At 62.9% G+C, this 18,051-nt stretch carries 18 protein-coding genes; 7 read left to right on the top strand and 11 right to left on the bottom strand.

Features of this window, described 5'->3' with window-relative positions; translation table 11 throughout:
• Positions 1 to 4 precede the first annotated feature (4 nt).
• Both dtd and tyrS read right to left on the bottom strand, forming a co-directional pair.
• Entirely contained in the window at positions 5 to 451 is a 447-nt protein-coding gene (gene dtd / locus GW587_RS27230; protein ID WP_166108046.1) for a D-aminoacyl-tRNA deacylase, read from the bottom strand.
• Entirely contained in the window at positions 448 to 1,701 is a 1,254-nt protein-coding gene (tyrS, locus tag GW587_RS27225) for a tyrosine--tRNA ligase (protein WP_166108045.1), read from the bottom strand. The genes dtd and tyrS overlap by 4 nt, the downstream gene beginning before the upstream one ends.
• Before the next feature lie 158 nt (positions 1,702 to 1,859).
• Between tyrS and GW587_RS27220 the strand changes: the two genes are divergently transcribed.
• Both GW587_RS27220 and GW587_RS27215 read left to right on the top strand, forming a co-directional pair.
• Positions 1,860 to 3,245, top strand: a complete 1,386-nt coding sequence (locus tag GW587_RS27220; RefSeq protein WP_166108044.1) for a M23 family metallopeptidase — start codon at positions 1,860 to 1,862, stop codon at positions 3,243 to 3,245.
• Between the two features lie 137 nt (positions 3,246 to 3,382).
• Complete coding sequence (locus GW587_RS27215) at positions 3,383 to 4,477, top strand: anhydro-N-acetylmuramic acid kinase (RefSeq protein WP_166108043.1); 1,095 nt, start codon at positions 3,383 to 3,385, stop codon at positions 4,475 to 4,477.
• A 60-nt stretch (positions 4,478 to 4,537) separates the two neighbouring features.
• Here the strand turns inward: GW587_RS27215 and erpA are convergent, their stop codons facing one another.
• From erpA to rplM, 4 genes are all read right to left on the bottom strand, one after another.
• Entirely contained in the window at positions 4,538 to 4,900 is a 363-nt protein-coding gene (gene erpA / locus GW587_RS27210) for an iron-sulfur cluster insertion protein ErpA (protein WP_166108042.1), read from the bottom strand.
• 222 nt (positions 4,901 to 5,122) lie between these two features.
• On the bottom strand, positions 5,123 to 6,160 hold the full coding sequence (gene argC / locus GW587_RS27200; RefSeq protein WP_166108041.1) for an N-acetyl-gamma-glutamyl-phosphate reductase: 1,038 nt from the start codon (positions 6,158 to 6,160) through the stop codon (positions 5,123 to 5,125).
• Between the two features lie 159 nt (positions 6,161 to 6,319).
• A complete protein-coding gene (gene rpsI / locus GW587_RS27195; RefSeq protein WP_008445137.1) occupies positions 6,320 to 6,712 on the bottom strand; it encodes a 30S ribosomal protein S9 in 393 nt (130 codons plus the stop codon).
• 9 nt (positions 6,713 to 6,721) lie between these two features.
• A complete protein-coding gene (gene rplM, locus GW587_RS27190; RefSeq protein ID WP_056157909.1) occupies positions 6,722 to 7,150 on the bottom strand; it encodes a 50S ribosomal protein L13 in 429 nt (142 codons plus the stop codon).
• Between the two features lie 217 nt (positions 7,151 to 7,367).
• On the opposite strand from rplM, the gene GW587_RS27185 reads away from it, so the two are divergent.
• Complete coding sequence (locus GW587_RS27185) at positions 7,368 to 7,793, top strand: OsmC family protein (RefSeq protein WP_166108040.1); 426 nt, start codon at positions 7,368 to 7,370, stop codon at positions 7,791 to 7,793.
• Positions 7,794 to 7,856: 63 nt separating this feature from the next.
• Here GW587_RS27185 and coq7 read toward each other — a convergent pair whose 3' ends face one another.
• Both coq7 and GW587_RS27175 read right to left on the bottom strand, forming a co-directional pair.
• A complete protein-coding gene (gene coq7 / locus GW587_RS27180; RefSeq protein ID WP_166108039.1) occupies positions 7,857 to 8,498 on the bottom strand; it encodes a 2-polyprenyl-3-methyl-6-methoxy-1,4-benzoquinone monooxygenase in 642 nt (213 codons plus the stop codon).
• A gap of 46 nt (positions 8,499 to 8,544) precedes the next feature.
• Positions 8,545 to 8,979 carry a hypothetical protein gene (locus GW587_RS27175; protein WP_166108038.1) on the bottom strand — a complete coding sequence of 145 codons (435 nt, stop codon included), beginning with the start codon at positions 8,977 to 8,979 and terminating at the stop codon, positions 8,545 to 8,547.
• A gap of 123 nt (positions 8,980 to 9,102) precedes the next feature.
• On the opposite strand from GW587_RS27175, the gene GW587_RS27170 reads away from it, so the two are divergent.
• Together GW587_RS27170 and GW587_RS27165 are read left to right on the top strand one after the other, a co-directional pair.
• Positions 9,103 to 9,882, top strand: a complete 780-nt coding sequence (locus tag GW587_RS27170; protein WP_166108037.1) for an ABC transporter ATP-binding protein — start codon at positions 9,103 to 9,105, stop codon at positions 9,880 to 9,882.
• A 3-nt stretch (positions 9,883 to 9,885) separates the two neighbouring features.
• Positions 9,886 to 11,082, top strand: coding sequence for an ABC transporter permease (locus tag GW587_RS27165; RefSeq protein WP_166108036.1), 1,197 nt, complete (start codon positions 9,886 to 9,888; stop codon positions 11,080 to 11,082).
• Positions 11,083 to 11,091: 9 nt separating this feature from the next.
• Here GW587_RS27165 and GW587_RS27160 read toward each other — a convergent pair whose 3' ends face one another.
• Positions 11,092 to 11,289 carry a hypothetical protein gene (locus tag GW587_RS27160; protein ID WP_166108035.1) on the bottom strand — a complete coding sequence of 66 codons (198 nt, stop codon included), beginning with the start codon at positions 11,287 to 11,289 and terminating at the stop codon, positions 11,092 to 11,094.
• Between GW587_RS27160 and GW587_RS27155 the strand changes: the two genes are divergently transcribed.
• Together GW587_RS27155 and GW587_RS27150 are read left to right on the top strand one after the other, a co-directional pair.
• Positions 11,276 to 12,169 (top strand): ABC transporter ATP-binding protein, encoded by an 894-nt coding sequence (locus GW587_RS27155; RefSeq protein ID WP_166108034.1) that lies wholly within the window; start codon positions 11,276 to 11,278, stop codon positions 12,167 to 12,169. The two genes, GW587_RS27160 and GW587_RS27155, sit on opposite strands and share 14 nt — an antisense overlap.
• Before the next feature lie 9 nt (positions 12,170 to 12,178).
• Entirely contained in the window at positions 12,179 to 15,760 is a 3,582-nt protein-coding gene (locus GW587_RS27150; protein ID WP_166108033.1) for a M1 family aminopeptidase, read from the top strand.
• A gap of 91 nt (positions 15,761 to 15,851) precedes the next feature.
• Here GW587_RS27150 and GW587_RS27145 read toward each other — a convergent pair whose 3' ends face one another.
• Both GW587_RS27145 and GW587_RS27140 read right to left on the bottom strand, forming a co-directional pair.
• The gene (locus GW587_RS27145) at positions 15,852 to 17,414 is read right to left on the bottom strand and encodes a methyl-accepting chemotaxis protein (protein ID WP_166108032.1); all 1,563 of its coding nucleotides are present in this window, start codon (positions 17,412 to 17,414) and stop codon (positions 15,852 to 15,854) included.
• Between the two features lie 139 nt (positions 17,415 to 17,553).
• Positions 17,554 to 18,036 (bottom strand): hypothetical protein, encoded by a 483-nt coding sequence (locus tag GW587_RS27140; RefSeq protein WP_166108031.1) that lies wholly within the window; start codon positions 18,034 to 18,036, stop codon positions 17,554 to 17,556.
• Positions 18,037 to 18,051 lie beyond the last annotated feature (15 nt).

The raw sequence follows: 18,051 nt of genomic DNA, 5'->3' as shown, positions 1-18,051 counted from the left end.
GTCTTTATTTAACGTTGGTTTGCAACCAGAAGGTGACCGGTCCATCGTTGGTCAGGCTAACTTTCATGTCCGCGCCGAACTGGCCGGTCTGCACCACCGTGTGCTTCAACCTGGCCTGCTCGACGAAATAGCTGAACAGCCGCAGGCCGTCGGCCGGCGCGGCGGCGGGCGTAAACGACGGCCGCGTGCCGGACTTGGTGTCGGCCGCCAGCGTGAACTGCGGCACCAGCAGCAGCCCGCCGGCGGTGTCGGTCACGCTGCGGTTCATTTTGCCGGCCGCGTCAGCGAAGACGCGGTAGCCGAGCAGTTTGGCCAGCAGCGCGTCGGCGTCCTTTTCGCTGTCGTTGCGCTCGGCGCACAGCAGCACCATCAGGCCGGCGTCGATGGCGCCGATGGTGGCGCCATCGACCACCACGCTGGCGCTGCTGACGCGTTGTAGCAGCGCGATCATGCCGTCAGCGTGACGCGCGCGAACTTGCGTTTGCCCACTTGCAGCACGAAGGTGCCGGCCTCGATCTTGATCGTCTTGTCGCTGACGACGGTGCCGTCGACGCGCACGCCGCCCTGGTCGATCATGCGCATCGCGTCCGAGGTGGACGGACACAGGCCGGCCATCTTCAGCAATTGCGGAATGCCGACCGGCGCGCCGCTCAACGCCACTTCCGCGACGTCGTCCGGGATGCCGCCCTTGGAGCGGTTGACGAAGTCGGCCAGCGCGTCCTCGGCCGCCTGTTGCGAGTGGAAGCGCGCCACGATTTCCTGGGCGATCGCCACCTTGGCGTCGCGCGGGTTCTTGCCGCCGTCGATTTCCGCCTTCAGCGCGGCGATGTCGGCGATCGAGCGGAACGACAGCAGGTTGAAGTATTTCCACATCATGTCGTCCGAGATGCTCATGATCTTGGCGAACATGGTGTTGCCCGGTTCGGTGATGCCGATGTAGTTGTTCTTCGACTTGGACATCTTGTCGACCCCGTCCAGGCCTTCCAGCAGCGGCATGGTCAGAATGCACTGCGGGTCCTGGTCGTAGTCCTTCTGCAGCTCGCGGCCGACCAGCAGGTTGAACTTCTGGTCGGTGCCGCCCAGCTCCAGGTCTGACTTCAGGGCAACCGAGTCGTAGCCTTGCATCAACGGGTACAGGAATTCGTGCACCGCGATCGGGGTGCCGCCCTTGAAACGCTTGCTAAAATCATCTCGCTCCATCATCCGCGCCACTGTATAGTGTGATGCAAGCTTGATCAGTCCGCGGGCGCCAAGCGGGTCGCACCACTCGGAGTTGTAGCGGATTTCGGTCTTGGCCGGGTCCAGCACCAGCGACGCTTGCTTGAAGTAGGTCATCGCGTTTTGCTCGACCTGCTCCTTGGTCAGCGGCGGGCGGGTGGCGTTGCGGCCGGATGGATCGCCGATCATCGAGGTGAAGTCGCCGATCAGGAAGATCACTTGATGGCCGAGATCCTGCAACTGGCGCATCTTGTTGAGCACGACGGTGTGGCCGAGGTGCAGGTCGGGCGCGGTGGGATCCAGGCCGAGCTTGATACGCAGCGGAACGCCGCTTTGTTCCGAGCGCGCCAGCTTCTGGGCGAACTCGCTTTCAATCAGCAACTCGTCGACACCGCGTTTGGTGATGGCGAGCGCTTCCTGGACCTTGTCGGTCAAAGGTAAGGCTTTCGAGGGGGCCGGCGGTGTCGAAGAAGAGGTAGTCATAATATTTAAGCGGTATTTTTCAGAAAAAAGTGGGCAGCTTCAGGAGTTTGTTATAATCCTTGATCCATCAATCTTGCCGTACGAAAACGAACCAAAACAATAATTAGAAAAAATAAAACGTTCCTGAATAGTTCAAGCGGCAAATTTTAACTGATTGCATGAACCAAATACATAAATTCACGAGCTCACGCTTGTTCAGTTTGCTAGGCCCCACGCGCAAAGCGCGCATCGTCAGCGCATCCGCATTGTTTCTTGCGGTGTGCGCATTCGGTGCGGCCGGCGTGGCCCCGCTTGCTCCGGACGCTGCCGACCTGCCGGTGAAATCCGTGCAGGAAGCGGTCGTGATGCCGGATCTTAATGCACAGATCAACGCGCTGGAGCAGCAATCCTCGACTGAGCAATTCGTTCACGAAGAGAAGATCCGCGCCGGCGACACGTTGGCGACGTTGTTGACGCGCCTTGGCGTGGACGATGACGCAGCCGAGAACTTTATCAAAAAAGATAAGGTCGCGAAAGGCGTGATGCAGCTGAAGACCGGCAAGCGGGTCCAGGCGCAAACGGATGAAGAAGGCAATCTGCAGTGGCTGCGCGCCACCGTGGTGGACGGCAAGGATAATCCAGTCACCAACATCAAAGTCAGCCGCAAGGGCGAAGGCTTTGTGGCGACGGAAGAAGCGGCCAAGCTGGAACGCCGCGTCGAAATGCACGCCCGCACCATCAACTCGGGTTCGCTGTACGCGGCGACCGACTCCAACGAAGACGGCGCCAAGTTGCCGGACACCATCGTCAAGCAGATCGTCGAGATGTTCTCGACCAGCATCGACTTCCGGGGCGACCTGAAGCGCGGCGACCATTTCAACGTGGTGTATGAGACGTTCTGGCAGGATGGCGAATTCATCCGCGCGGGCCGTATCCTGGCCGGCGAGTTCACCAACAAAGGCACGACCTATCAATCGGTCTGGTTTGAAGATCCGCAGAGCAAGCAAGGCGGCGGGTACTACAGCTTCGACGGCAAATCGCTGAAGAAAGCCTTCCTCAAATCGCCGGTGGAATTCTCGCGGATTTCTTCGGGCTTCGCGATGCGCGTGCATCCGGTGTCCGGCCAGTGGAAAGCCCACAAAGGCATCGACTTCCCGGCGCCGACCGGCACCCCGATCCGCGCCTCCGGCGACGGCGTGGTGGACTTCGCCGGCACGCAAAACGGCTACGGCAATTTCGTCACCATCAAGCACTGGTCGAACTACACCACCGCGTACGCGCACATGAGCCGCTTCGCGCCTGGCCTGAAAAAAGGCGCCAAGGTCAGCCAGGGCGACATCATCGGTTACGTCGGCACCACCGGCTGGTCGACCGGCGCGCACTTGCACTATGAATTCCGCGTCGGCGGCGAAGCCAAGGATCCGAGCAAGATGAACGTCACCGCGCAAGCGCCGTTGACGACCGCGGAACTTACCCGCTTCAAGTCCTACGCGTCCGACATGTCGCACCGCTTCGCGCTGCTGCAGCCGGGCGGCTCCGGCGGCACCCGCGTCGCGGCGAAATAACGCCACGGTGCTTCACCCAGAACAGGCCGCTTTGTCGGCCTGTTTTTTATTATGATGCCGCTGTTGAGCGATCTCATCCGTGCGACAACACACGCAAGGTCAGGCAAAATACGACTTTCCGACACGAGGGCATCACAATGTTGTTTATCGGTTTAATGTCCGGCACCAGCCTGGACGGCGTGGACGGCGCGCTGGCGGAATTCTCCGGCGACCGTATCACCACGCTGGGCGCGGCCTACGTGCCCTTCCCTCCCGCGCTGCGCGCCGACCTGATGGCCCTGCAGGGCAGCGGCCTCGACGAGATCGAGCGCGAGGCGCTGGCCGCCAACCAGATGGCGCAACATTCGGCGCAATGCGTGGCGACGCTGCTGGCCGACGCCGGGCTGCAAGCGCAGGACGTGCGCGCGGTCGCATCGCACGGCCAGACCATCCGCCATCGCCCCGAGCTGGGCTTCACGCGCCAGACCAATAATCCATCGCTGTTGGCCGAACTGTGCGGCATCGACGTGATCGCCGACTTCCGCAGCCGCGACGTCGCCGCCGGCGGCCAGGGCGCGCCGCTGGTGCCGGCGTTCCACCAGGCCATGTTCGGCAAGGCCGGACAGGCGCGCGTGGTGGCGAATATCGGCGGCATCGCCAACATCAGCGTGCTGGGCGGGGACGGCCGCGTGACCGGCTTCGACACCGGCCCCGGCAACGTGTTGATGGACGGCTGGATCGACCGCCACCAGGGCAAGGAATACGATGTGGACGGCGCCTGGGCCGCCAGCGGCAAGGTGCTGCCGGCGCTGCTGACCGAACTGCTGAAGGAGCCCTATCTGGCGCAGCCGGCGCCCAAGAGCACCGGGCGCGACCTGTTCCATCTGGAATGGCTGGACGCGCGGCTGGCGGTGCATGCCGAGGCCGCGCCGGAAGACGTGCAGCGCACGCTGGCGCAGTTCACGGCGGTGACGCTGGCCAACGCGGTCAAGGCCTATGGCGCGGCGGCGGACGCGGTGTACATCTGCGGCGGCGGTGCCTACAACGGCGTGCTGATGGAGGCGCTGGGCGCCGAGCTGGGCAATCAGGTGCTGCTGGCGTCGACGCAGGCGCTGGGGGTGGCGCCGAACCGGGTCGAGGCGCTGGCCTTCGCCTGGCTGGGCCACCGCTTCACCGAGCGGCTGGCGGGCAACCTGCCGCTGGTGACGGGCGCGGCGGGCGGGCGCGTGCTGGGCGCGCTCTACCCGCGTTAACGTCAAACGGCGGACAAGCTGGGCTGTCCGCCGTCCAATCCCGCGCGAGCGGGGCGAAACTTATACCGAGAACGAAGAGCCGCAGCCGCAGGTCGACGTCGCGGTCGGATTCTTGATGACGAATTGCGCGCCTTCCAGGTCGTCCTTGTAATCGATCTCGGCGCCGACCAGGTACTGGTAGCTCATCGAGTCGATCAACAGCTGAACGCCGTTCTTGACCATGGTGGTGTCGTCTTCATTGACGATTTCGTCGAAGGTGAAGCCGTACTGGAAGCCGGAGCAACCGCCACCCTGCACGAAAACACGCAGTTTCAGATCTGGGTTGCCTTCTTCCTCGATCAATTGCGCGACTTTTTCAGCCGCGCTATCGGTGAAGATGATAGGCGATGGGATTACATCCAGCGATTCGATGACAGCATTCATTTCAGACTCCTACTTGAAAACATTTGGTCCATTATAGACCCTTGGCGTAATTTATGCTCCGGAGACCGCCAAAAGCGGTTCCGCGCCGGAGCTATCGTTGTGGCTTAGCCTCCCCAACACCTGTGCGCCGCCGTGCATTTCCAGAATTTTGTAACTGACATCCCCAAAGATGCGGGCCTTTGGCTGGATTTCAAGCCGCGCCGCGCCCCGCCACACTTTGATTTACGGCAGCAGCGCGATCTGGGTCAGGCCGGTGGTTTCCTCCAGGCCGAACATCAGGTTCATGCATTGCACCGCCTGGCCGGACGCGCCCTTGACCAGGTTGTCCTGCACCACCAGTACGATCACGGTGTTGCCGTTGTCCGGACGGTGCAGCGCCAGGCGCAGCATGTTGGAGCCGCGCGTCGAGCGGGTTTCCGGATGCGAGCCGAACGGCATCACATCGACGAACGGCGAGTCCTGGTACTGCGCTTCGAACAGCGCCTGCAGTTCCTCGTTGCTGACCGCCTTGGTCAGACGGCCGTACAGCGTCGAGTGCATGCCGCGGATCATCGGCACCAGGTGCGGCGTGAACACCAGGCTCACCTTGTCGGCGCTGAACTTCTGCAGCTGCGCCGAGGTCTCCGGCGTGTGGCGGTGGCCGGCCACGCCGTAAGCCTTGAAATTGTCGCTTGATTCCGAGAACAGCGTGCCGATCTCGGCCTTGCGGCCGGCGCCAGACACGCCCGATTTGCAGTCGGCGATCAGCGCGCCGGCGTCGATCAGGCCCGCCTTCAGCAGCGGGTAGTAGCCCAACTGCATGGTGGTTGGATAGCAGCCCGGATTGGCGACCAGGCGCGCGCCCTTGATGGCGTCGCGGTTCAGTTCGGCCAGGCCGTAGGCGGCCTCTTCCAGCAGTTCCGGGCAGGTGTGGTCGATCTTGTACCATTTTTCAAAGACGGCCTTGTCCTTGATGCGGAAATCCGCCGCCAGGTCGATCACCTTGACGCCGGCCTTCAGCAGTTCCGGCGCCTGCGCCATGGCGACGCCGTGCGGGGTGGCGAAGAACACCACGTCGCACTGGCTCAGGTCGGCCTTGTCCGGCGACGAGAAGGCGATATTCACGCGGCCGCGCAGCGATGGGAACATGTCCGCCACTGGCAGGCCGTCCTCCTTGCGGGAGGTGATTGCCGTCAGTTCCACATCCGGGTGAACCGCCAACAGTCGCAGCAATTCCACGCCGGTATATCCGGTGCCGCCGACGATGCCAACTTTGATCATGTGCTTTCCTTAGTGAGTAGTGCTGAATAAATGAGCGCCAATTTTAGCAGGCATGCGCTACCGCCGCATGACAGTAGCCAAATGGCAAAAAAGCCGCCCGACACAAGGCCGGCGGCTTTTTTGAGGACGCGCCGCAAGCAGCGCGCCACAGCGTAAAAATTAACGCTTCGAGAATTGCTTTGCGCGACGTGCTTTGCGCAGACCAACTTTTTTACGTTCAACTTCACGTGCATCGCGGGTAACGAAGCCGGCGCGTGCCAGATCGCCCTTCAGCGCTGCATCGTAGTCGATCAGGGCGCGGGTGATGCCGTGACGCACAGCACCTGCCTGGCCGGATTCGCCGCCGCCGTGAACGTTGACTTTGATGTCAAAACGCTCAACGTTGCCGGTCAGTTCCAGTGGTTGACGAATAACCATCAGGCCGGTTTCGCGGGAGAAGTACTCAGCCGCTGGCTTGCCGTTAACGATGATTTGGCCAGTGCCAACTTTGATAAACACACGAGCTACTGCACTCTTGCGACGGCCGGTGCCGTAATTGTAGTTACCGATCATGTCAGTTCCTTAGATTTCGAGTGCTTTAGGTTGCTGGGCAGCGTGCGGGTGCGAACCTTCAGCGTACACTTTCAGCTTCTTGATCATTGCGTAGCCCAGTGGGCCTTTTGGCAGCATGCCCTTGACGGCTTTTTCCAGAGCGCGACCTGGGAAACGCTGTTGCATTTTCAGGAAGTTGGTCTCATAGATGCCACCTGGGTAGCCCGAGTGACGGTAGTAGGTCTTCTCGGTTGCTTTGGTGCCGGTCACGCGCAGTTTGCCTGCGTTGATGATGACGATGAAATCGCCGGTATCGACGTGAGGAGTAAATTCTGGCTTGTGTTTGCCGCGCAGTCGGAGTGCCACTTCGCTGGCAACACGTCCGAGGACTTTGTCCGTCGCGTCAATCACGAACCAATCGCGCTGGACTTCATGGCCCTTAGCGGAAAAAGTTTTCATGTTGACTTCCTAAATAATAAAACACGCTCAAATGGTGGTTCCGCCATTGCTTCAGCGGACTCGGCCTTCTTATTTACTTTCCTGAGCGAACGGAAAGCCGACAAGTATAAGCGGGAATGTCGGTCCGAGTCAAGCGCGGATGCGGGCTGTCGGCGGATTCGGCGCGGGCCCGCATAAAACTTTACAATATGTCCAACGAACAAACACGGAGAGTACGATGGAATGCAAAGTCAGCTGGAACGGCCCGTCGGGCATGAGTTTTTTGGCGCAGACCGGTTCCGGTCACCTGGTCAGCATGGACGGCGCGCCCGAAGGCGGCGGCCACAACCTGGCGCCACGGCCGATGGAGATGGTGTTGCTCGGCACCGGCGGCTGCACCGCCTATGACGTGGTGCTGATCCTGAAGAAGGGCCGCGCCGACATCCGCGGCTGCGAATGCACGCTGAAGGCCGACCGCGCCGACACCGACCCGAAAGTCTTCACCAAGATCAACTTCCACTTCACCGTCACCGGCAAGGGCCTGAAGCCGGACGCGGTCGAGCGCGCGATCTCGCTGTCGCACGACAAATACTGCTCGGCCTCGATCATGCTGGCCAAGACCGCCGAGATCACGCACTCGTTCGAGATCGTCGAAGTCGCATAAAGTTCCCGGTGTCAGTGCCGACATTCGGACATTGTCCGAATGTCGGCACTGACACCGGCCGTTTTAAATGTAATAAGCGGTGCCGGTCATGACCTTGCCCATCACCGACATCACCGCCTGCACCGGCGCCGGCGTTTGCGAAGCGCCCAGCGCCTGCGCGGCGGCGCCGTGCGCGATCTCGTCGATCCGCATCTGGTCGACGATGGCGCGCGACTTGGCGTCCTGCGGCGGCAATTTGTCCAGGTGGCTTTCCAGGTGCGCCTCGACCTGGCGTTCGGTCTCCACCACGAAGCCCAGGCTGCGCGCGTCGCCCAGCACCGCCGCCGCTGTGCCCAGCGCATAGGCGCCGGCGTAAAACAGCGGATTCAGCACGCTGGTGTGCGAATTCAGTTCGGCCAGCCGCTGCGCGGTCCAGGCCAGGTGATCCTCCTCCTCCCGGCTCGACTGCTCGAACTGCACCCGGATCGCGTCGGTGCGGGCGAAGCGCGCCTGTGCGTTGTACAAGGCTTGCGCACATACTTCGCCGACGTGGTTGACCCGCATCAGGCCGGCGCTATGGCGCTGCTCGGCCTCGCTCATCTCGCCGTCGGCCGCGTGCAGCGCCGGCGTCGGTCGCGATGCCGACGCCACGCCTGCGATCACCCGCAAGGCCTTGTCGGCGCTGGTGATGAAACGATCCAAGGGAGTGTGATGATATGCGGCCATGAGCAAATCCGAAGTCGATGGAAAGTCCCATTATAAGGGACGCCCCTCAGCCGGCGTCGGCCGCTTCGCGCAACTGGCGCTGGCGCTCGATGTAGTCGGCCACCGGACCGCGCACGTCGATGCCGGAAATCTCCTTCGCCACCCCGAGGTTCAGCCCCAGCAGGAAGGGAATGTTCTCGACCGGCACTTCGGCGCAGTGCTCGGCGAAGGCTTTCAGGAAACGCTTCGACTCCACCACCGCCACCACTTTCTCGCCGCTCATGTATTGCAGGATGCTGGTGATGCTGTGGCCCTTGCCGATGGTGTGATAAATGAAACGGTTGAATTCGCGGTCCAGCAACTTGAAGTCCAGCGTTTCCTTGGTCATCAGGCCGGACAGGTAATACAGCCCCAGCGCCACGCGGAAGAAACCGGTGGACTCGCCGCGGTCCACGCCGCAATGGGTGACCGCCAGGATTTTTTGCTGTAGATGAGGATTCATTTTTTCCTTCATAAGACACAGTGTGTCTTATATCACTATAACAAGAACCATCCGTGGTTTCACTGCTTGCGTGTCAGAATTTTTGCATGCTATTCTAGAAATCTTTCAATGAAAGGCGGCGCGATGATCGAAGTCCAGGGCCTGGCTAAACGCTTTCGCCTGCCCTCCCGTGGCGCCAAGGCCGCCAAGGCGCGCGATCCGCGCGATCACGACGGTTGGTTCCACGCGGTGCGCGACGTCGGTTTCAGCTGCGCGCCCGGCGAGGTGCTGGGCCTGCTCGGCCCCAACGGCGCCGGCAAGACCACCACGCTGCGCCTGCTGTCGACCGCGCTCAAGCCGGACGCCGGCAGCATCACCGCCAACGGCGTCGACCTGCTGGCCGATCCGCTGCTGGCGCGCCAGCAGATCGGCTTCCTGTCCGGCAGCACCGGCCTCTACGGCCGCCTCACCGCGCGCGAAAACATCGAATACTTCGGCCGCCTGCACGGCATGCGGCCGCCCGAGCTGAAACGCCGCTGCGACGAACTGTTCGAGCTGTTGCAGATGCACGAGTTCGGTAACAAGCGCGCCGACCAGCTGTCGACCGGCATGCGGCAGAAATGCGCGATCGCCCGCACCGTCGTGCATCAGCCGCGCATCGTCATCCTCGACGAGCCGACCACCGGCCTGGATGTGATGGCGGCCAAGATCCTGCTCGACTTCATCGCCAGCTACAAGGCGCTGCGGGTGCCGCTGATCTTCTCCACCCACCACCTGCACGAGGTGGAAAAACTGTGCGACCGGGTGTGCATCATCAACCACGGCAAGACCGCCTTCCACGGCACGGTCGACCAGCTGCGCCAGCTCGGCGGCAGCGCCGATCTGTACGACGCCTTCGTCGGCGTCATCAACCAGGAAGGCTGAGCGATGTGGACCATCTACCTGAAGGAATTGCTGGAACTGGCGCGCGACCGCAAGACCTTTTTCTTCACCGTGTTCGTGCCGGTGTTCGCGATGCCGCTGATCTTCGCCGGCTTCGGCTACCTGTCGTCGAACATGTTCAAGAACGCCAGCCAGGCCGAGATGACCTATTCGATCTTCGGCAAGGAACACGCGCCGCAACTGGCCGCACGCTTCACCCGCGAAAAGGGCTTCCGTGAAGTCGCCTTGGCCGGCCCCGGCGACATCAAGTCGGCGATCGGCGCCGACCGCATCAAGTTCGCGCTGGTGATTCCGGCCGGACTGGACGGCAACCTGGCGGCGCACCGGCAAGGCGTGATCCAGCTGCATTACAACAGCGCGTCCACGGTCGACCTGACCCGCCGCCGCGTGCTGTCGGTGATCGGCGGCCAGAACCGCGAGCTGCGCGAACAGGCGCTGTCGGCGCTCAAGCTGAGCAAGACCCAGCTCAGCTTCGCGCTCGATCCGATCACGCTGGAGGACCACTCCACCGCCGACAAGCGCGAGCAGATGGGCACGGTGGTCGGCGGCATGCTGCCCTACATCCTGCTGATGGTATGCCTGATGTCGGCGATGTATCCGGCGATCGACACCGGCGCCGGCGAGAAGGAGCGCGGCACGCTGGAAACGCTGCTGCTGGCGCCGGTCCCGCGCGGCGCCATCGTGCTCGCCAAGTTCCTGGTGCTGTTCACGGTCGGCCTGACCTCGTCGCTGCTGATGATCCTGAGCATGGGCGGGCTGCTGTTCTTCTTCGGTCCGCTGCTGGGCGGCGACATGGTGCAGATGCTGCGCGCCATCGGCCTGCTCGACCTGGCGATGGTGGCGCTGATGCTGGTGCCGACCGCCGCCATCTTCGCCGCCATTCTGCTGTCGATCTCGGTCTACGCCAAGAGCTACAAGGAAGCGGCCGGACTGATCTCGCCGCTGATCATCGTCACCGTGCTGCCGACCCTGGCCGCGATGCTGCCCGGCGTCGAGCTGAACTGGCGCTGGGCGATGGTGCCGCTGACCAATGTGTCGCTGGCGATGAAGGAGCTGGTCAAGGGCACCATGGACTACCGCATGTTCTCGGTGATTTTATTGTCCACCACGCTGACCGCCGGCGCGCTGCTGGCCCTGTGCCGCTGGTGGTTCAACCGCGAACAGGTTTTGTTCAGGAATTGATCAAGTTGTCTATTCAACCACCACCATTCCACCACGGCCTGTTCCGCCGATTCCGCAGTCTGGCGCGCTGTTTCCGCCGACTATCGCAATGGCGCCCCAGCCATAGCGCAAATTCAATACAATGCCATCATGTGAAAAGTGTATGGCCTTGCGGAAACGCCGCCCATGCACCGGCAGAACTTCAGGAGTCAGCATGGAATTAAGCATCAGCAACTTGTCTAAAACGTACGGCAATGGCGTCGTGGCGCTGGACAATATTTCGCTCACCATCCCGACCGGGATGTTCGGCTTGCTCGGCCCCAACGGCGCCGGCAAATCGACGCTGATGCGCACCCTGGCCACCTTGCAGGAATGCGATTCCGGCTCGGTGTTCTTCGGCGACCTCGACGTGCTGGATGAAAAGGACGAGCTGCGTCGCCTGCTGGGTTACCTGCCGCAGGACTTCGGCGTCTACCCCAAAGTCACCGCCTACGAACTACTCGATCATTTCGCCGTGCTCAAGGGACTGAGCAACCGCAACCGCCGGCGCGAGGTGGTCGACGGCCTGCTGCAGCAAACCAATCTGTTCGACGTGCGCCACCAGCGCCTCGGCGGTTTCTCGGGCGGTATGCGGCAGCGCTTCGGCATCGCCCAGGCCTTGCTCGGCGACCCGAAACTGATCATCGTCGACGAGCCGACCGCCGGCCTCGACCCGCAGGAACGGGTGCGCTTCCACAACCTGCTGTCCGACATCGGCGAAGACAAGACCGTGATCCTGTCGACCCACATCGTCAGCGACGTTGCCGACCTGTGCGCCAACATGGCGATCATCAACAAGGGCCACCTGCTGCTGTGCGGCCCGACCCAGGAACTAATCCACGAGGTCAGCGACAAGATCTGGGCCCGCTTCATCGACAAGCGCGACCTGCAATCGTTCCAGCTGCGCCATCCGGTGATCTCGTCGCGCCTGCTGTCGGGCCGCACGCTGATCCACGTCTACAGCGACACCGATCCCGGCGACGGCTTCGAGGAAGCCATCGGTGACCTGGAGGATGTCTACTTCGCCACCATCGCCGGCCGCCACAGCGCTGCGGCCAGCTGCGATTAAGGCGGCCCCATGTTAGCCATCGCCCTCTTCGAAGCGCGCCAGCGCCTCAAGCTGCTGTCGACCTGGGTCTACTTCGCCGGCTTCCTGGCGCTGTCGGTGCTGTGGATGATGGCGGCCGGCGGCTTCTTCAAGCAAGCCAGCGTCAGCTTCGGCAGCCAGCTGATCGACTCGCCGCGCTCGCTGATGTTCACCACCAGCTTCCTCGGTTCGCTGGGCGTGATCGTCATGGCCGCCATGATGGGGCGCTCGATCCAGCAGGACTTCGAGTACGACATGCAGCACTTCTTCTTCAGCGCGCCGATCAGGAAGCACCAGTACATGTTCGGCCGCTTCCTCGGCGCCTACCTGACGTTGGCGGTGATCTTCACCAGCATCCTGCTGGGCGCCTGGCTGGGCAGCTTCATTCCCGGCATCGAACCGGAGCGGCTGGGCCGGCCGGACGCGCTGGCCTACCTGATGCCCTACCTGACGGTGATCCTGCCCAACATCTTCATCTTCGGCGCGGTGTTCTTCATCCTCGCCGCGCTGACGCGGCGCATGCTGCCGGTCTACATTTCCAGCGTGGTGATGCTGATCGGCTACATCGTCGCCCCCGGCCTGGCGCGCGACCTGGACTACAAGACGCTGGCGGCGCTGATCGACCCGTTCGGCACCACCGCCGTCATCCGCCTGACCGAATACTGGCCCATCATCGAGCGCAACAGCCGCATGGTGTGGCTGGAGGACGTGTACCTGCTGAACCGCGTGCTGTGGTCGTCGTTCGCGCTGGCCGGGCTGCTGCTGGGCTACTGGCGCTTCCACTTCATTGCCACCATCGACAGCGGCGCCGGCAGCACCAGCCGCGGCGAAGGCGAGATCCCCTTGCACCTGTCGAGCGCCTCGACCAGCACGCAGGAAGCGCCGGACTTCCAGGCGCGCAGCCTGGGCTGGCTGCTGCTGAAGATGAGCTGGCTGAACCTGCGCGAAACCACTAAAAATATTTATTTCCTCGTGATCGTGCTGGCCGGCGTGCTGATGATGTTGGCCAGCGCGCTGGACATGGGCTCGATGTTCGGCACCACCACCTACCCGGTCACCTACCTGGTGCTGGAATCGGTGTCCGAAACCTTCGCGCTGTTCATGATGGTGATCACCACCTTCTACGCGGGCGAGCTGGTGTGGCGCGAGCGCGAAGCGCGCATGGCGCAGATGCTGGACGCGCTGCCGATCCCGAGCTGGCTGCCGCTGCTGGCCAAGCTGTTCGCGCTGATCGGGCTGCAGGCGCTGCTGATGGCGGTGGTGATGTTGTGCGGCATGGCGATCCAGGTCTTCAAAGGCTATTTCCTGCTGGAGCCGGGGCTGTACGCCTACCACCTGTTCCTGCTGCAACTGCCCGGCTACGCGCTGCTCGCGGTGCTGGCGATCGCGCTGCAGGTGCTGATCAACCAGCGCTACATCGCCTACTTCGCGATGATCGTCTACTACATCATCAGCGTCACCGCCGGCACGGTCGGGCTGGACAACCCGATGCTCATCTACGGCAACATGCCGAGCTTCATCTACTCGGCGATGAACGGCTACGGCCACTACATCGCCCGAGAACGCTGGTTCGAAGCGTACTGGGGCGGCATCGCGCTGTTGCTGGTGGTGGCCTCGCTGCTGTTCTGGTCGCGCGGCACCAACGACGGCTGGCGCCAGCGCCTGCAACTGGCGCGTCACGCGCTGACCTTGCCGGTGCTGGGCACGATCGCGCTCGCGCTGCTGATCTTCGGCGGCGCCGGCGGCGTGCTGTTCTACAACACCCACATCGCCACGCCGTACAAATCGGCCTACGCCAAGGACAGCGAAAAAGCCGACTACGAGCGCAAGTACAAGCAATACGCCGCCATCCCGCAAGCGCGCATCACCGACGTCAAGCTGGACGTGGCGATCATGCCGGAAACGCGCAGCCTGCTGGTCAAGGGCCGCTACGTGCTGCAAAACAAAACCGCGCAGCCGATCAGCGACGTCGTGGTCTACCAGGACAACACGGCGACCCGCTACGGCGCCCGCTTCAGCCAGGAAGTGCGTGCCGGCCTCAAGGATAGCGAGCTGGGCTTCTACAGCTACAAGCTGGTCAAGCCGCTGGCGCCGGGCGAGCGGCTGGCGATGGAGTTCGAGGTCGGCTATGTGCCGAAAGGCATACTCGGCATGGGCCAGGAGACGCCGGTGATCGCCAACGGCACCTTCTTCAACAACAGCTACCTGCCGCACATCGGCTACCAGCAGCAGGTCGAACTCAGCGACGCGCGCGACCGCAAGAAGCACGCGCTGCCGCCGCGCGAACGGATGCTGCCGCGCGACGACCCGGGCGGCCTCGCCAACAACATCGCCGGCAACGACGCCGACTGGATCAGCTTCGACGCCACCGTCAGCACCAGCGCCGACCAGACCGCGATCGCGCCGGGCACGCTGGTCAAGGACTGGGTCGGCAAGGGACGGCGCTACTTCCACTACAAGGCGGAACAACCGATCCTGAACTTCTACGGCTTCCAGTCGGCGCACTATCTGGTCAAGCGCGACTGGTGGCAGGACGTCGGCATCGAGCTGTACTACCATCCCGGCCACGAGTACAACCTCGACCGCATGGACAAGGGCATCAAGGACTCGCTGGACTACTACACCCGCAACTTCGGACCGTACCAGCACAAACTGGTGCGCATCGTCGAATTCCCGCGCTACGCCGCGTTCGCGCAATCGTATCCGAACACGATACCGTATTCGGAATCGGTGGGCTTCATCGCCAAGGTCAACGACAAGAGTCCGAAGGATCTCGACTATCCGTTCTACATCACCGCGCACGAAGTGGCGCACCAGTGGTGGGGGCATCAACTGGTGGCCGGCAACACGCGCGGCGGCAGCGTGCTGAGCGAAACGCTGGCCGAGTATTCGGCGTTGATGGTGATGAAGCAGAGTTTCGGCGCCAACAAGATGCGGCGCTTCCTGCACTACGACCTGGACCAGTACCTGATGGGCCGCGCGCTGGAGCGCAAGAAGGAGTTGCCGCTGGCGGAAAATGAAAACCAGAACTACATCCAGTACCGCAAGGGCAGCCTGGCGATGTACCAGTTGCAGGACATCCTGGGCGAAGCGAAAGTCAACGCCGCGCTGAAGGAGATGCTGGCGCGGCATGGCCGCAGCAGCGGACCGTATCCGAGCGTCAGCGTACTGGTCGACGCGCTGCGCAAGATCACGCCGGCCGACCAGGCCTACCTGATCGACGACCTGTTCAACCAGATCGTACTGTATGAGAACCACGCGGTATCGGCGACGACGCGCAAGCTCAGCGACGGCAAGTACGAAGTATCGTTCGTGGTCAGCGCGGCCAAGGTGCGGGCCAACGACCAGGGAGAAGAGAAGGATGCGGCGCTGAAGGACTGGATCGACATCGGGGTCGACGACAAGGACGGCAACAGCCTGCTGCGCGAGCGCAAGCTGATCGACCGCAAGGAGAACCGCTACACGGTGATCGTCAACGCCCGCCCGGCGCGCGCCGGCATCGACCCCGACAACAAGCTGATCGATCGCAAGCCCGACGACAACATGGTCAACATCGAGCTGCAGGCGCAATAAACCGGGGTCAGTTCCGGCATCGTGCCACGAGCTCTGCCGTAGCGCACGCTACGGCAGAGCTCGTGGCACGATGCCGGAACTGACCCCGGTTTTAGCCCAGCCGCAGGCGCGGCGCGGCCGCCAGCTTGAACACCGCCACCACCTGCGTCAGCGCGTCGGCCTGGTCGTGCAGCGAGGCGGCGGCGGCGGCGGCTTCCTCCACCAGCGCGGCGTTCTGCTGCGTCACCTGGTCCATCTGGCCGATCGCCTGGTTGACCTGCTCGATGCCGGAACTCTGCTCCAGGCTGGCCGAGGTGATCTCGCCCATGATGTCGGTCACGCGCTGGATGCTGTCCACCACGTCGCTCATCGTCATGCCCGCCTGCGTCACCAGCGCGCTGCCGGCATCGACTTTCTGCAGCGAGTCGTCGATCAAGGTCTTGATCTCCTTGGCCGCCGTGGCGCTGCGCTGCGCCAGGTTGCGCACTTCGCTGGCCACCACCGCGAAGCCTCGGCCCTGCTCGCCCGCGCGCGCCGCTTCCACCGCCGCGTTCAACGCCAGGATGTTGGTCTGGAACGCGATGCCGTCGATCACGCTGATGATGTCGACGATCTTGCGCGCCGAGGCGTTGATCGCGTCCATCGTGTCCACCACTTCCGACACCACGCCGCCGCCGCGCTTGGCCACTTCCGACGCGGTCACCGCCAGCTGGTTGGCCTGGCGCGCGTTGTCGGCGTTCTGCTTCACGGTCGAGGTCAGCTCTTCCATCGACGAGGCGGTCTCCTCCAGGCTCGACGCCTGCTCTTCGGTGCGCGCCGACAGGTCCAGGTTGCCGGCGGCGATCTGGCTCGACGCGGTGGAGATGCCTTCGGTGCCGTTGCGGACTTCGGTGACGATGCCGATCAGGCCGTCGTTCATCTTTTGCAGCGCTTGCAGCAGGCGGCCGGTTTCATCCGTCGTGGTCGCTTCGATGTGGGTGGTCAAATCCTTGTTGGCGACCGCAATGGCGATGTCGACCGCCTGGCCCAGCGGCACCGTGATGCCGCGCGTCAGGCGCCAGGCGCAGACGATGCCCAGCGCCAGCACCGCCAGCCCGAACACGATCATGAACTGGCGGCTGCGCTCGTACACCGCTTCAATCTCGGCGGCGTTGGCGTCGATGCTCTTGCGCTGCAATTCCAGCAGGCTGCTCAACGAACCCAGATACGCCTTGCCGTCCGGCGTGAAGGCCTTGTTCAGCAGCGCTTCCGCTTCCTCCAGCTTGCCCTCTTTTTTCAGCGCCACGATACCGTCGCGCGAGGCGATATAACGTTTGCGGTTCGCCATCATTTCCTTGAACAGCGTCTTTTCCTGTTCCGTCTCCAGCAAGGGCTCGACCTTCTTCTGCAAACCGTTCACTTCGGCGGTGGAGGCGGCGGTGTCTTCGGCGAAGAACGGTCCCAGCGATGGGTCCGTGCTCTTCGAGATCGCCGACGTGCGCCGCACACTGGTGTGGATCAGGCGATACCAGTCGCTGATCATGCGTTCCTTGGCCAGCGGTTGCTGCATCATGTCGCGGGTGGCCTCCGCCACGGTCTGCAGGTGGCCGATGCCGATCGCCGTCATCAGCGTCATCAACGCCAACACCAAGCCAAAGCCCGCCGCAAGGCGCGTGCCGATTTTCATATTTTTCATGATCGAGATTGCCGGTGAGGGCAATATTGGAAGTAAAGAAGTGTTGCCGATATTGAAACAGCGATTCGGGTAGGAGAAATAAAGTTACCCTAAAGAATCATCAGTTTATCACAGCAAGTAATTTACTGCTGACGTGTGACTAGGCCGTGACTTGCAACGATCCGACCAGCCCGGCGTTGAACGAATTTTCGATGACCGTGCTCGCCAGGTTGGGATTCGTTTTGAGCAGGTCCGCCCAATTGGCGGCGGCCTGCTCGGACAACGCGCCCTGCGCGGTGCCGGCGCCCGTGTAGATACCGGACTCGACGGCGCTGCCCGCCAGCGTCGAGACGATGGCCTGGTCCGCCGCCAGCCGGGCGGTGCCGGAGGTGTCGACATTGCTGCCTTCTTCGGGCACAGCGACCGGCTCCGCCGACGTGCCGGCCTGGGTCAGGGCGTCAAGCAAACCCGACGGCGTGTAGACCGAAGTCCCGCCCGAGCCGCCCAGCGACGCCACGACCGCCGACTGCGCCGACAGGTTCACCGCCTCGGACGACAGCGATCCCGCCGCCGCCGAGGAGACCTTGGGCACGTACGGCTGGTAAGCCGGGCTGGAGGAGACGGTGTTGAGGGTGACGGTCATGATGTCTTCAATATA

Source organism: Duganella aceris, from assembly GCF_011090165.1.
GTDB lineage: Bacteria > Pseudomonadota > Gammaproteobacteria > Burkholderiales > Burkholderiaceae_D > Rugamonas > Rugamonas aceris.
Note: the sequence above shows the minus strand (reverse complement) of the source record. Positions and strands in the feature narration are given on the sequence as shown.

Coding starts and splice junctions, on each gene's coding strand:
- dtd (WP_166108046.1), bottom strand. CDS start 451: ATGATCGCGCTGCTACAACGCGTCAGCAGCGCCAGCGTGGTGGTCGAT.
- tyrS (WP_166108045.1), bottom strand. CDS start 1,701: ATGACTACCTCTTCTTCGACACCGCCGGCCCCCTCGAAAGCCTTACCT.
- GW587_RS27220 (WP_166108044.1), top strand. CDS start 1,860: ATGAACCAAATACATAAATTCACGAGCTCACGCTTGTTCAGTTTGCTA.
- GW587_RS27215 (WP_166108043.1), top strand. CDS start 3,383: ATGTTGTTTATCGGTTTAATGTCCGGCACCAGCCTGGACGGCGTGGAC.
- erpA (WP_166108042.1), bottom strand. CDS start 4,900: ATGAATGCTGTCATCGAATCGCTGGATGTAATCCCATCGCCTATCATC.
- argC (WP_166108041.1), bottom strand. CDS start 6,160: ATGATCAAAGTTGGCATCGTCGGCGGCACCGGATATACCGGCGTGGAA.
- rpsI (WP_008445137.1), bottom strand. CDS start 6,712: ATGATCGGTAACTACAATTACGGCACCGGCCGTCGCAAGAGTGCAGTA.
- rplM (WP_056157909.1), bottom strand. CDS start 7,150: ATGAAAACTTTTTCCGCTAAGGGCCATGAAGTCCAGCGCGATTGGTTC.
- GW587_RS27185 (WP_166108040.1), top strand. CDS start 7,368: ATGGAATGCAAAGTCAGCTGGAACGGCCCGTCGGGCATGAGTTTTTTG.
- coq7 (WP_166108039.1), bottom strand. CDS start 8,498: ATGGCCGCATATCATCACACTCCCTTGGATCGTTTCATCACCAGCGCC.
- GW587_RS27175 (WP_166108038.1), bottom strand. CDS start 8,979: ATGAATCCTCATCTACAGCAAAAAATCCTGGCGGTCACCCATTGCGGC.
- GW587_RS27170 (WP_166108037.1), top strand. CDS start 9,103: ATGATCGAAGTCCAGGGCCTGGCTAAACGCTTTCGCCTGCCCTCCCGT.
- GW587_RS27165 (WP_166108036.1), top strand. CDS start 9,886: ATGTGGACCATCTACCTGAAGGAATTGCTGGAACTGGCGCGCGACCGC.
- GW587_RS27155 (WP_166108034.1), top strand. CDS start 11,276: ATGGAATTAAGCATCAGCAACTTGTCTAAAACGTACGGCAATGGCGTC.
- GW587_RS27160 (WP_166108035.1), bottom strand. CDS start 11,289: ATGCTTAATTCCATGCTGACTCCTGAAGTTCTGCCGGTGCATGGGCGG.
- GW587_RS27150 (WP_166108033.1), top strand. CDS start 12,179: ATGTTAGCCATCGCCCTCTTCGAAGCGCGCCAGCGCCTCAAGCTGCTG.
- GW587_RS27145 (WP_166108032.1), bottom strand. CDS start 17,414: ATGAAAAATATGAAAATCGGCACGCGCCTTGCGGCGGGCTTTGGCTTG.
- GW587_RS27140 (WP_166108031.1), bottom strand. CDS start 18,036: ATGACCGTCACCCTCAACACCGTCTCCTCCAGCCCGGCTTACCAGCCG.